The sequence below is a fragment of the Bradyrhizobium sp. USDA 4541 genome (assembly GCF_024171085.1).
GTDB lineage: Bacteria > Pseudomonadota > Alphaproteobacteria > Rhizobiales > Xanthobacteraceae > Bradyrhizobium > Bradyrhizobium australafricanum.
This window is the reverse complement of the sequence record NZ_JALJZF010000001.1, coordinates 5,869,698-5,881,038: the sequence shown is the minus strand read 5'-3', so window position 1 is coordinate 5,881,038 and position 11,341 is coordinate 5,869,698. Positions and strand designations below refer to the sequence as shown.

General features: G+C 64.3%; 17 protein-coding genes and 1 tRNA gene. 9 read left to right on the top strand and 9 right to left on the bottom strand.

Translation table 11 applies throughout. The features are described 5' to 3' along the window. Positions 1 to 225: 225 nt before the first annotated feature. Together J2R80_RS27985 and J2R80_RS27980 are read left to right on the top strand one after the other, a co-directional pair. Positions 226 to 302 (top strand) — tRNA-Arg (locus J2R80_RS27985). A gap of 746 nt (positions 303 to 1,048) precedes the next feature. Next, entirely contained in the window at positions 1,049 to 1,507 is a 459-nt protein-coding gene (locus J2R80_RS27980; protein ID WP_141340606.1) for a DUF992 domain-containing protein, read from the top strand. A gap of 662 nt (positions 1,508 to 2,169) precedes the next feature. Here the strand turns inward: J2R80_RS27980 and J2R80_RS27975 are convergent. Both J2R80_RS27975 and J2R80_RS27970 read right to left on the bottom strand, forming a co-directional pair. Further along, positions 2,170 to 2,409 (bottom strand): YdeI/OmpD-associated family protein, encoded by a 240-nt coding sequence (locus J2R80_RS27975; RefSeq protein ID WP_141340607.1) that lies wholly within the window; start codon positions 2,407 to 2,409, stop codon positions 2,170 to 2,172. 20 nt (positions 2,410 to 2,429) lie between these two features. Next, positions 2,430 to 2,843: an SRPBCC family protein gene (locus J2R80_RS27970; RefSeq protein WP_016842508.1), complete on the bottom strand. Its 414-nt coding sequence runs from the start codon at positions 2,841 to 2,843 to the stop codon at positions 2,430 to 2,432. A 233-nt stretch (positions 2,844 to 3,076) separates the two neighbouring features. On the opposite strand from J2R80_RS27970, the gene J2R80_RS27965 reads away from it, so the two are divergent. Then, the gene (locus J2R80_RS27965) at positions 3,077 to 3,382 is read left to right on the top strand and encodes a hypothetical protein (protein ID WP_057016599.1); all 306 of its coding nucleotides are present in this window, start codon (positions 3,077 to 3,079) and stop codon (positions 3,380 to 3,382) included. 16 nt (positions 3,383 to 3,398) lie between these two features. Here J2R80_RS27965 and J2R80_RS27960 read toward each other — a convergent pair whose 3' ends face one another. The 3 genes from J2R80_RS27960 to J2R80_RS27950 all read right to left on the bottom strand — a co-directional run bounded on the left by J2R80_RS27960 (position 3,399) and on the right by J2R80_RS27950 (position 5,315). Then, positions 3,399 to 4,034 carry a 2-dehydro-3-deoxy-6-phosphogalactonate aldolase gene (locus J2R80_RS27960; protein ID WP_253639782.1) on the bottom strand — a complete coding sequence of 212 codons (636 nt, stop codon included), beginning with the start codon at positions 4,032 to 4,034 and terminating at the stop codon, positions 3,399 to 3,401. Positions 4,035 to 4,045: 11 nt separating this feature from the next. Beyond that, positions 4,046 to 4,960 (bottom strand): 2-dehydro-3-deoxygalactonokinase, encoded by a 915-nt coding sequence (locus J2R80_RS27955; protein WP_253641040.1) that lies wholly within the window; start codon positions 4,958 to 4,960, stop codon positions 4,046 to 4,048. Between the two features lie 139 nt (positions 4,961 to 5,099). Then, complete coding sequence (locus J2R80_RS27950; protein ID WP_026192800.1) at positions 5,100 to 5,315, bottom strand: hypothetical protein; 216 nt, start codon at positions 5,313 to 5,315, stop codon at positions 5,100 to 5,102. 208 nt (positions 5,316 to 5,523) lie between these two features. Here J2R80_RS27950 and J2R80_RS27945 point away from each other — a divergent pair, with 208 nt between their 5' ends. Further along, positions 5,524 to 5,700 carry a hypothetical protein gene (locus J2R80_RS27945; RefSeq protein WP_166205288.1) on the top strand — a complete coding sequence of 59 codons (177 nt, stop codon included), beginning with the start codon at positions 5,524 to 5,526 and terminating at the stop codon, positions 5,698 to 5,700. A 15-nt stretch (positions 5,701 to 5,715) separates the two neighbouring features. Here J2R80_RS27945 and J2R80_RS27940 read toward each other — a convergent pair whose 3' ends face one another. After that, entirely contained in the window at positions 5,716 to 5,991 is a 276-nt protein-coding gene (locus J2R80_RS27940; RefSeq protein WP_050384538.1) for a hypothetical protein, read from the bottom strand. A 140-nt stretch (positions 5,992 to 6,131) separates the two neighbouring features. Further along, positions 6,132 to 6,308: a hypothetical protein gene (locus tag J2R80_RS27935; protein ID WP_162832424.1), complete on the bottom strand. Its 177-nt coding sequence runs from the start codon at positions 6,306 to 6,308 to the stop codon at positions 6,132 to 6,134. A 605-nt stretch (positions 6,309 to 6,913) separates the two neighbouring features. Between J2R80_RS27935 and J2R80_RS27930 the strand changes: the two genes are divergently transcribed. Then, entirely contained in the window at positions 6,914 to 7,270 is a 357-nt protein-coding gene (locus J2R80_RS27930; RefSeq protein WP_057016541.1) for a DUF6481 family protein, read from the top strand. Positions 7,271 to 7,324: 54 nt separating this feature from the next. Here the strand turns inward: J2R80_RS27930 and J2R80_RS27925 are convergent, their stop codons facing one another. After that, complete coding sequence (locus tag J2R80_RS27925; RefSeq protein ID WP_092083897.1) at positions 7,325 to 7,558, bottom strand: pentapeptide MXKDX repeat protein; 234 nt, start codon at positions 7,556 to 7,558, stop codon at positions 7,325 to 7,327. A 375-nt stretch (positions 7,559 to 7,933) separates the two neighbouring features. Between J2R80_RS27925 and dctP the strand changes: the two genes are divergently transcribed. The 3 genes from dctP to J2R80_RS27910 are packed head-to-tail and all read left to right on the top strand — an operon-like array spanning position 7,934 to position 10,862. Beyond that, positions 7,934 to 8,956 (top strand): TRAP transporter substrate-binding protein DctP, encoded by a 1,023-nt coding sequence (gene dctP / locus J2R80_RS27920; RefSeq protein ID WP_057016540.1) that lies wholly within the window; start codon positions 7,934 to 7,936, stop codon positions 8,954 to 8,956. Beyond that, positions 8,953 to 9,507, top strand: a complete 555-nt coding sequence (locus J2R80_RS27915) for a TRAP transporter small permease (protein ID WP_194295317.1) — start codon at positions 8,953 to 8,955, stop codon at positions 9,505 to 9,507. The genes dctP and J2R80_RS27915 overlap by 4 nt, the downstream gene beginning before the upstream one ends. Continuing rightward, positions 9,504 to 10,862, top strand: a complete 1,359-nt coding sequence (locus tag J2R80_RS27910; protein WP_168858563.1) for a TRAP transporter large permease — start codon at positions 9,504 to 9,506, stop codon at positions 10,860 to 10,862. The genes J2R80_RS27915 and J2R80_RS27910 overlap by 4 nt, the downstream gene beginning before the upstream one ends. A gap of 37 nt (positions 10,863 to 10,899) precedes the next feature. On the opposite strand, the gene J2R80_RS27905 is transcribed toward J2R80_RS27910, so the two are convergent. Further along, positions 10,900 to 11,037: a hypothetical protein gene (locus J2R80_RS27905; protein ID WP_155258394.1), complete on the bottom strand. Its 138-nt coding sequence runs from the start codon at positions 11,035 to 11,037 to the stop codon at positions 10,900 to 10,902. A gap of 124 nt (positions 11,038 to 11,161) precedes the next feature. Here J2R80_RS27905 and J2R80_RS27900 point away from each other — a divergent pair, with 124 nt between their 5' ends. Continuing rightward, the gene (locus tag J2R80_RS27900) at positions 11,162 to 11,323 is read left to right on the top strand and encodes a hypothetical protein (RefSeq protein ID WP_156436144.1); all 162 of its coding nucleotides are present in this window, start codon (positions 11,162 to 11,164) and stop codon (positions 11,321 to 11,323) included. Positions 11,324 to 11,341: the final 18 nt, after the last annotated feature.

Sequence of the window (11,341 nt, the reverse complement as noted above, 5' to 3'; positions counted from 1 at the left end):
GTGACGGAGTGAAGGCGCGGACATGAACGGACGAAAACGTCGCAGATCGCATTGCCGACATTCCTTTGACCACCCCGGCGGCAGCGTCGTGCGGCTCGGCAGGCTGGACAGGCCAACGCAGGGCGGGCGCCCTGCTCGCCTTTGTCGTTCGACCACAAAAATCGGTTCGGACGGACTTGGCGGAAAGGCGGATTTTTCATATTGGCGGTGCTACAAGGCCGCCACGGTCCCGTAGCTCAACTGGATAGAGTAGCGGATTTCTACTCCGCGGGTTGCAGGTTCGAATCCTGCCGGGATCGCCACCCTACTCCCCCTCAATGAAACCATTTTTCGCAAGCCGCGAAGCCGGCCGGAAACAAACCCGGCGTAGTGTCCCTGGGATTGGACCAAGGGGCTTCGGTCATGTGGGATTTCATCAACGAATTGTATCGGGATTTCTGCCTGGCTCGCCTGCAGGAGATGCGCAAGCTCGAGCATCATATCTGACCGGGCGGAGCATCGGTGGCGATCAGCCGTTCTCGCGCCGCGGCTTGGATCACCCCAGACAATCGGACCTTTGCCAGCGCACAAGCAGCCAACACCAATCCATCGCGGGACGCCCAGTCCCCGTATGATTACGGGGGCGCTCGAACCTTGGCGCCGGTTTTGCAGACACAAACATGACTGGGATTGCGGGCCCAGATTGGAACAGGCGCCGCCGGGACAATGCATTTCGAGCCCGGCGGCGTAATTTTTCGGGACGGGCTCACCGCCATGATCCGAACGGTCCGGCGTCAGTGCCGGGACCATTCCCTTGCTTCGCCCGCGGCCTCTCCTGCCTGGAAATCAAGCACGCTCGTTCGACGTCGATAGCTCCACCATCGAGGTGTCAGCCGGCACGGCGATGAAAAGGATCGCCGCTGGTTGATCGTCGTCCTCCTGGCCGGTCGCTCGCGAACGTCGACCGTCGGCAGCAATCAAACCAATCTCTAAGGCTCTCTTAACCACAAGCGAAGGCCGCACGCGGGGTCATGGGCCGATTGCGCGCCGATCCGCGTTGTCCAGCACCATGCGTGTGACAAGCCGTCCGATCGCCTCTGCTCTGTGTGGTGCGGCGGTTCTCGCTGCGCCGCTCGCAGCCGCCAATGCGCAGCAGGTGCAGGCCGGAACGCTTGAGTGTCGTGGCGGACCCGATACCGGGTTCGTGGTGGGTCCGGTGACCAACCTCAATTGCGTGCTGCACGTCGATAGCACGCCGGACAGGCGTTATGTCGCGGCCATCCGCAACCTCGGCGTTTTGATCGGAGATCAAGAAGTCGCCATGACCTGGAAGGTGATGGCGCCCGTGCCGTGGCTTGGAAGCGACGATCTCGCCGGCGGCTACGCCCATGCCGACGGCGCCGGCGTCAACGTTCTCGCCGGCGGCACGAATACGCCGATCACGCTGCATCCGTTGAACGAGCGGAACGTCCCCTCAACGCCGCCCCTGAAAATCGAGAACCTCGAGATTCGGCCGGTGGACCGCTGACCCTGAGCGCAGCTAGGCGATGGCCGGCGCGGCCGCCGGAATGCACAACGCCGTCCGCTTGAAATAGATGCGGACGGCGCTGGCCCTAGCCCCAGGAAGGTGATGCAAAATCCTGACAGCTCCAAGTCTGCACACTTTGTGCCAGCGGCGCATGTCCCAAATTGGCTATCACGCGGCATGGCCCAAATGGGCCATTTGGAAACACAGAAACAAAGATAGGTTAGGCATCGAGGCGCCGGCGACGGTGCCTCACGACCAAAGTGTCTACTTGGCCTCAGCGTGGCCCACGCGCTGAGGCCTTTCTTTTTCGATGTTCGCCGTGTGCCGTGAAATCACTCGCGTCTTTATCATTCAGCGCACGAAACGATTCCGTAGTTCTCCGTGCGTGAACAAAGTTCCGGCGGCGATTGAGGGACTGATCGCTTTCCGTTCGTGCGATTGCAGGTTCCACTTGCCGTGAGCTCCGGCAGCGCGCTTCGCAATTTCTTAATCCAAGAATGTTTCTCTAGAGGATTGTGAGTGCGCGCATCGGTCGTCGATATTTTTCAGGACCGCGATGGACGATTCCCAGATCGTCCTTTTTGTTCGATGAGGATTCGCACGACCAAAACATCACGCGAGCGATGCGAACGCACAGCGCGCTCGGTCACGCCGCGAGAGTCTCACTTTGGTTTGCTCGGCCGATGCGCCATTCCCATATACACCCCACCGGCCTTCAATTCCGCCAGCATCTGGTCGATCCGCTTGCGCTGTGTTGCAGTTCGCACGCTGCGGCCGATCAAGTGCAGATAGTCGTTGCGCTGATACGGCGGGCGCGCCTTGAACGCCTGCATCGGTCCAGTCGCATCGAGCTCGCGGCGAATGCTCGCCGGCATCGCCGCGCGCGGTCGCTTCAACGTCACGCCGCCCTCCGATCGCCGGATCAGGACCGCCGCTTGGCTTCGACGTAACGTTTGAAGTTATCCAGGATCGCCTGCCAACCGCCGCGTTGCTGCTCGACCGAATGAGTATCCTCGCTGTCGAAGCTGACCTGCACCTTGACGCCGCCGGTCTCCGGCGTGAATGCGACCTGCGCGCTGCGATCGCCGAACGAATATTCGAGCAGCCGGGGCTCCTCGACCCTGGTGTAGGTGCCGGCGAAATCGAACCCCATGCTGCCGTCCTTTGCTTCCATTCGCGACGAGAAGGCGCCGCCGGTGCGCAGGTCGACGGTCGCGGCGGTCGTGTGCCAATCGTCGGAAGCCGCGTTCCACTGCTTGATGTCGTCAGGCGTCGTATAGGCGCGCCAGACATCCGCGATCGGCGCGGCAACGGTCGTTTCGACGGCAATCCTCATATCAATTCCCTCGTTGCGATGGGGTGAAGCCGACGCGCCTCCCGGGCGGCGCCGGACCGCGGCCATTCTATTAGGGCCATTGATGCCTTCGTCAAATGGCAATGCCCGGGCCACCGGGAACATGAGGAGATCCGAGATGCCATTCGACCAACCAGATGGTGCGTGGTCGCCACAAGAATTTCGTCAGGAATGACCGTGTATGGAAGACGGGTCCAATGCCCGGAGAGCGCGTCATGCGGAACCTGAACACCGTCCTGAGCAAGCTGAACGACCGCCTGCTGCGGCTGGAGGGCGAACTGTTCGTGCTGCGATCGATCGCGCGCGCCGCCCTCACCGCGGGCGACGAGTCCGCCGTCCGCACCCGCAAGCTGCTCGAAGGCGCAAGGCTCGCGCTGTCAGACGAAGCCGAACGGCCGCTGGACGCCGCGACCGGGAAATACGTCGCGGCCGCGATCGCCATGGTCGAAGAGCTGCTTGAGAATCCCCGCGAGGCGGCCCCGCTGTTCAGGGTGATCGACGGCGGCAGGCGGGACGATTAGCGCGCTTGCGCCGAGCCTAGCCGGTACCCTGCACGGCCTTGTCATAGGCCTCGATCGTCAGCCTTGCCCTGACCGCAATATCCGCGGCCGTCATGCCCGGCTTGTAAAGGCTGCTGCCGAGACCGAAGGCGCGAATGCCTGCCTTCACATACTCGGCGAAATTCTGGTCCGAGACGCCGCCGACCGCGGCGATCATCACGTCCGGCGGCAGCACGGCGCGGATCGCGGTGATGCCGGCGGCGCCGAGCACGCTGGCCGGAAAGAATTTCAGGCTCGATGCCCCCGCGCGCGCGGCGAGCAGCGCTTCCGTCGGCGAGAACACGCCGGGCATCGTGATCATCGCGTGGTCTCTTGCACGCGCCAGCACCTCGACATCGACATTCGGCGACACCATGAGGCGGCCGCCGACGTCGTGCAGGCGATCGACGTCGGCTGCAGTCAGCACCGTGCCGGCGCCGATCAGAACATCGGCCGGCGCGCGCTTCGCCGCGATCTCGATCGAGCGGAACGGCTCGGGCGAGTTCAGCGGAATCTCGATCGCGGTCATGCCGGCGTCGAGCAGCGCGCTGACGATGCCCAGCACCTCGTCCGGCTTGACGCCGCGCAGGATCGCGACCAGCGGCCGCTTCATCGGCGGAAACGGAATACTCATGCGTTGATCCCTCACTTCTTCCAGATCGCCGCCGCTGCGCCGGCGAGGCCACGGCGAACCGCCTCCTCCGCATCCATGACATTGAGCGGAATCGAAAGGGCTTCGAGCGCCATCTGATAGAGCCGCTGCAACCGGCCCGAGGCAATCAGCGTAACCGGCGCTCCCTGCTCCCGCTCCGCAAGGCCCGCTGCGAGTTCGACGCCGATCAACGTGCCCGAGATCGTCTCGCGCGCGGCCTGTGCGTTGCCGCCGAACAGCAGCTGCCGCGATCGCACGCGAAACAGCAGATTGGCCGCTAGCGCCGGCGCCGCGAATGCCGCCGCGACCGCCGCGCGGAACGCATCGCCGTCAACCGCTTCCTCGGCGCCGGCGACGGCGTGCGACAGGATGGTGTCGCGCGCGACCGCGCTGAACAGCTCTCCGGTCATGAAGGTCGCAAAGCGTTCGACCGTTCCGCCGCGGCCCCTCACCCATTTGGAATGCGTTCCCGGCATACAGACGAGCGCCTCGCCCGGTGCATTCAAGCCGAGCGCCCCCAGCAGCTGGGTCTCCTCGCCGCGCATGACGTCCGGCGCGGCGGCATCACGCTGCGCAATTCCAGGCAGGATACGGATCTCGCGCGTCTGCCCGCTGACCACGACAGCGCCCTTGAGGATGTCCGACAGATGCGCCGGCGTATCGATATAGCCGGCCTCGACCCAGCCCTGCCGCGCGCCCGCCATGCCGCAGATCACGACCGGCAGGTCGGCCGGCACACCCAGCGCATCGAGATGCGATTGCAGCACGGCCGCAAAGCCGGTCCTGGCTGCCGCGGTCATGCCTTCATCGCTGCGGCGCTCACCGAGCACCTTGCCACCGGCGCCCGTCAGCCAGAGCCGGAAGCTGCTGGTGCCCCAGTCGACCGCGACATAGGAAAGCCCGCTCATCGCGCCCTGTTCCACGCTCTCAGTGTCCCGCGCGCCGACGGCGCCGCTGCCAGACGCGATAAAGGCGATCATCGCGCCACGCAAGGCGGCTCGGTGGCGTGACGCCACGAGGCCCGCTGGCATCGGACGCGCGGATCGATTACCGCGCGCCCTTCAGCGTGCAGGAGGTCGTGCAGGTCGTAACGTTGCCGCGGTCACATTTGATGCAGGCGTTGACGCACTGATCCATGACCTTGGGATTGTACTGACTGTAAAGATTAGCCGCACAGCTGTTGGTCGATCCCGTAACCTCCGGGTCGGACCAGCAACCGGACAGTAAAAATGCTGCGGCACTCAAAATGGCGACCTTGCGCATAAGGCCTCCTGCCACGCCGTATCCGAGTAATGTTGCAAGTAACCTTGATGGGTTAGGTTAAATTCCGGTTTCAATTGCGGCCTTATTCGGAAGCAGTATTGCTTATCCACCGGACATTTCCCCAAGGTCCGGGCCCACACCGGCAAGGCCGTCAGGCGACCCCGCCTGGCGGCTTTGTTGCCCAGCAATGCACAAGGAAACCAACAAGATGGCCCGAAAGCCGCGGTGGTCGTTCAAGGAGGACCGACGACTGATGGAACTGGCACGCTCCTCGAAGTCGCTGGAGGAGGTCGTGAAGGCGACCGGCCGCTCGCCGGAGCGGATCAAGAAGATGGCGATGCGCCTCGGCCTGTCGATCAAGCCGCGCAGTACCACCAAGAAATGACTTGAAATACGGCCGCTAGAGTTCTGGCGGACAATCGTCCTTCGCCCGCACCGGGATCGCCTTGACCTCGCCTTCCGGCTTGGCCTCAGCCTCGCGTTCCGCCTCGGTCCCCCTGGTGCAGGTGGTCAGCACGAAAGCAACCCGGCTGCATTGCCATTCCGGCCCGAGCGCCGCATTGGACACCGGCTCGGGCGACGCCAGTGTCAGGGATAGATACGCCACCAAAACGGCACCCGCCGCGCCTGCGGCAGCCAGCGCCGCGCCCTTTCCGGACCACAGCTTGGACATCATGGCCTTGGTTCCCGCCGATCTCCAGGAGACGAGGCAGCCCGCCTGTCCGCGTGTGATCGGAATCACAACCGGGATCAAACAGTTCAGCCCGAGTCTTTGGGTTTGATGTGGGATCGATATTGCACTGCCGCAAGACGGGGTTAGCGCGCCGGCTCGATCACATTACAGTTGGTCCGGCCCGACATCAGGCAGTCCTGCATCTTGCTCGCCGCCGTCAGGTCATGCGCGAGCCAGAGGCCGACCGCGAGCATGACCGCTGCGACCAGCAGTCCGATCAGCGCGCCCCTTCTGCTGCCTCCGTCGTCGGATTCGCTCATGCCCGCTTCGGTTCCCGGTTGCCACGATCCGCATCATGACCCTTTGCACGGTTGCGTGCGATCAATTCTGCAACAGTCGCACAACGAAATGCACGGCCGCGGCCGTTGGCACCGCAATTCCGTTGCGCGCCAGGGGCGACTCGCGAAAGACTACTCGCTGAAGTGGAGCGCGTGTGCGGGGCGTGCCGATGAGCGAACAAGAAGCAACGACGTACGACTATCAGCGTTACAGGCAGTTGCTCTCGGAGGCTGTCGACGATCAGGAGGCTGATCAGCCGCTGCCTGCTGCCGCGACAGGCTGGAAGCCCAGCGCGCCTCGGACCGGAGCGCGATGACCGCCGAGACGGTCGCCAAAGTCCTGGGTAACGGACGACGCGAGCACCTCCAGCGCGGCTGAACTTTTCAACAGCCCTTGTTCAACAGCCCTTGGTGACCAGCCACTCACCACGCGCCCGCGGGGCGAACGATGGCTGCTTGACGCTGGCTCATATCTCCCTTGCTCCACAGCCCTCCGTTCACCACTGGCAATTTCGTCGCCATTCACTTATTGAAACGCCGAACCAACCCCATCCATCACCCGAACAGAAAGCAGCAAGGCTTCCTCTATGAGTGGCTTCAAGGAACCGGGTTTTGCCGACCGCCAGAAAGCGGCCCTGCAGGCGCGGCAAAACCTCCTCAACAAGTTTCGCGCCCAGCCGGGAGCTGACGATCCCGCTGTGAAGGCACGTGCCGAGGAGCGCGCGGCGATCGCCGAACGCCGCACCAAGGCCAAGGAAGCCCGCGAGGCCGAAAAGGCCGAGCAGAAGCGCCGCGAGGAAGAGGCCGCCGCCGCCGAGGCCGCCCGCATTGCGCGCGAGAAGGAAGAGGAAGCCGCCCGCGAGGAGGCGCTGCTCGCCGAGCAGAAGGCCAAGCGCGATGCCCGCTACGCGGCACGCAAGGAGCGCGGCAAGAAGAAGCGCTAAGGCGCAACCAGGCCCGCCAGCGGCGGGCCTGCGGACAGCGGGCGATGACGGCAGTCAGTTCTTCTTCATGCCGTCGTCTTTCTTCATCATCGCGCCGCCGTCCTTCTTCATGGCGTCGTCCTTCTTCATCATGCCACCGTCCTTCTTCATGGCATCCTTGGACATCGAGTCTTCCTTTTTCATCGCGTCATCCTTGCCCATCTTGTCCTGAGCGAAGGCGGCGGGCGCCAGCGCCAGGCTGAACGAGAGCAGCGCGGCGGAAAGGCCGAGGCGGGTCTTGGTGGTCATGGTGATGATCCCTTGTGTGGTCGAATGTGAGCGCGACGACTTGCCGCTCTCTACTCGACGCACTTGCGCCGGCCGTCGTTACCTCCAATAACGAATTCTTGAAGCAGCACGGCTGCGGTCGCCCGGCGGCTGGTCGCGCGACGGTTGCGTGACGACGCGGCGTCACCGCGCATCAGTGTGCATCGCAACAACGGCAAGGCTTGAACGTCAGGACTTGAATGTCAGGACTTGAACGTCAGGACTTGCAGCCCCGTATCGGCTCGCACTATCAGGGCGCCTCGAACTATCAGACTAGAGAATATTCACGCGAAGACCGGCTAAGCTAAAGCTCCGCGCCGGCCTAACAGCCACTCAAGAAGCTCTCAGGGGAGAACAATGCTTACACGCCGCCACGTCCTCGCTTCCGCCCTCGCCGCACCCGCCGTCCTGCGGATGGGCATCGGGACCGCGCATGCCGCGACCACGCTGAAGATCTCGCACCAGTTCCCCGGCGGCACCATCGACAAGGGCGACTTCCGCGACCGGCTGTGCAGGATGTTCGCGGCCGAGGTCGCCAAGCGCTCGGGCGGTGAGCTGACCGCCGAGGTCTATCCGAACTCGTCGCTGATCAAGACCAACGCGCAGTTCTCGGCGATGCGCAAGGGCGCGCTCGACCTCAGCCTGTATCCGATGCCCTATGCCGGCGGCGAATTGCCGGAGACCAATATCGGCCTGATGCCGGGCCTCGTCACCACCTACGACCAGGGCCTGCGCTGGAAGAAGGAGCCGGTCGGCAAGGCCTTGAGCGACTTCCTCGCCGACAAGGGCATTCTACTGATCTCCTGGGTCTGGCAGGCCGGCGGCGTCGCCAGCCGCTCCAGGGCGATCGTGGCGCCTGAAGATGCCAAGGGCCTCAAGGTGCGCGGCGGCTCGCGCGAGATGGACATGGTGCTGCAGACCGCCGGCGCCGCCGTGCTCTCGGTGCCGTCCAACGAGCTCTACGCCGCGATGCAGACCGGCGCCTGCGACGCCGGCATCACCTCCTCCACCAGCCTGATCTCGTTCCGCCTCGAGGAGGTCGCGAAGTCGCTGACCTCGGGCGCCGGCGCCTCCTACTGGTTCATGCTGGAGCCGTTGATGATGTCGAAGGCGATCTTCGACAAGCTGCCGAAAAACCAGCAGGACATCATCCTTGCCGTCGGCACCGAGCTCGAGGCGTTTGGCCGCAAGGGGGCGCAGGACGACGATACCGAAGTCGCCAAGGTCTATGAGAAGGCCGGCGCCAAGGTCAGCGCGCTCGATGCAACCATTGTCGGCAAGTGGCGCGACATCGCGCGCGATACCGCGTGGAAGGACTATGGCGCCAAGACCGCCACCGCCGCCAACCTGCTGAAGCTCGCTAGCGACGTCGCCGCATGATCCATGGTCCGGTCGCGGATCAGGCCGAAACCGCAAGCATCGCCGCGGGCAACACGCCCGTGGCCGTGCTTGGGCGCGCGCTGTCCATCTGCAACAACATCATCGTGGTGTTCGCCGCGCTCGCCCTGGTCGCGGCCTGCGTGATCCTGAGCTACAGCGTGCTCGGCCGCGCCCTGTTCCACAGCCCGAACTACTGGCAGGACGAGGCGGCCGTCTTCCTCCTGGTCGGCGCCACCTTCATGACCTCGGCCTATGTGCAGAGCCAGCGCGGCCATGTCAGCATCGAGGCGTTCGTCGGGCTGCTCTCGGCGCGCGCCAACGCCATCCGGCTGTGGCTGGTCGACGTCGCGAGCTTCGCGTTCTGCGCCTTCTTCGCCTGGAAATCCTGGACCCTGGCGCATGAAGCCTATGTCGACGGCCAGGTGTCCAACTCGATGTGGTCGCCGCCGCTCGCCATCCCCTACGTGCTGATGGCGCTGGGCATGACGCTGCTCTGCGTGCAGATCCTCCTGCAAATCATCATTCCGCTGACGGGTGGCGCGCGCCGATGACCGTGTTTGGTATTGGTATCTCCTACGGACTTGCCACCCTGTTTGCGATGTTCTCCGGCATGCCGATCGCGTTCGCGCTCGGTGCGGTCGCGGTCGTGTTCATGGCGATCTTCATGCCGGCGGCCTCGCTCGATACGGTGACGCAGAACGTCTACGAGGAGATGGCCTCGATCACGCTGCTGTCGATCCCGCTGTTCATCCTGAAGGGCGCGGCGATCGGCAAATCGCGAGCCGGCCAGGACCTCTATTCGGCGCTGCACGCCTGGCTGCACCGCGTGCCCGGCGGCCTCGGCGTCGCCAACGTATTCGCCTGCGCCCTGTTCGCGGCGATGGCCGGCTCCTCGCCGGCGACCTGCTCGGCGATCGGTTCGGCCGGCATCCCGGAGATGCGCAAGCGCGGCTATTCCGGCGGCTTTGCCGCGGGCATCATCGCCGCCGGCGGCACGCTCGGCATCCTGCTGCCGCCCTCGATCACGATGATCCTGTTCGCCGTCGCAGCCGAGAAATCGCTGGGACGGCTGTTTCTCGCCGGCATCGGCCCCGGCCTGCTGCTGGTGACGCTGTTCGGTTTCTACGCGGTGTTCCGCTTCCGCAAGGAATACGCCATGGCCCGCGCCGTCTATGACGCGACCGGCAAGGACGCGGCGATCCTGCAGCATGACGAATTCACCATGGCCGAGCGCTTCAGCGCGCTGCCGCGCGTGATCCCGTTCGTGCTGCTGCTGACCGGCGTGATGATCGCGCTCTATGGCGGCTACGCCACGCCATCGGAAACCGCCGGCCTCGGCGGCCTCCTGGCGCTCGGGCTGATCGCCGTGATCTACAGCGTGTGGACACCCAACGACCTGTCGCCGATCCTGAAATCGACCATCCGCGAGTCCACCATGCTGATGCTGATCATCGGCATGTCACTGCTCTATTCCTATGTGATGAGCTACCTGCACATCTCGCAGTCGGCGGCGGAGGCGATCGTCGCCATGCACCTGCCGCGCTGGGAGCTCTTGTTTGCGATCCTCGTGATGGTGATCGTGCTCGGCTTCTTCCTGCCGCCGGTCTCGATCATCCTGATGACCGCGCCGATCATCCTGCCGCCGCTGCGCGCGGCCGAGTTCGACATCATCTGGTTCGGCGTCGTCATGACCATCGTGATGGAGATGGGCCTGATCCATCCGCCGGTCGGCCTCAACATCTTCGTGATCCGCAACGTCGCGCCCGACATCCCCTTGAGCGAGGTGATCTGGGGCACGCTGCCATTCGTGCTGCTGATGATGTTCGCAGTGCTGTTGCTCTGCTTCTTTCCGGAGATCTCGACCTGGCTGCCGAATCTGATCATGGGGCCGGACGGCGGGCGCTAGACCGTTGTCGCGCAGAGGAACGCGGCAGACCGTAGTTTCAGGCGGCCTCCTGCTCGCGTTCCGCGAGCGCCTTCTCGATCCGGCGGACCAGCAACGCCGTCGGACGTCCCTCGCGCTGCAGCCGGCGGAGCTCGTTCCACAGCCTGATGATTTCGCGGTCTCGCTCGGCGTCCATGGCAGCACTCCCCCGGAGCGCGCCAATATGAACGAAACAAGAACAAAACTCAAGGCCGCGAGATGGCTTCAAGCCGCCGTCGCGCGTGCAGGAACCAGAGCGACGCGGCGCGATTGGTTCCTTCATGAAAATGGCCAAGGCAATTCGCAGGCAGGCGCAGACCGCGGAGCGGGTTGCGTTGACGACGGCCGACGCACTTGTCGCCAACCAGATGCGCTCCCTCGCCCGTGCTTTCAGGAGCCAGGCCGATATCCTGAAGAAGAAAGAGAAGAAAAAGAAGAGGTGAGACTTGCCTGCGGCCAGG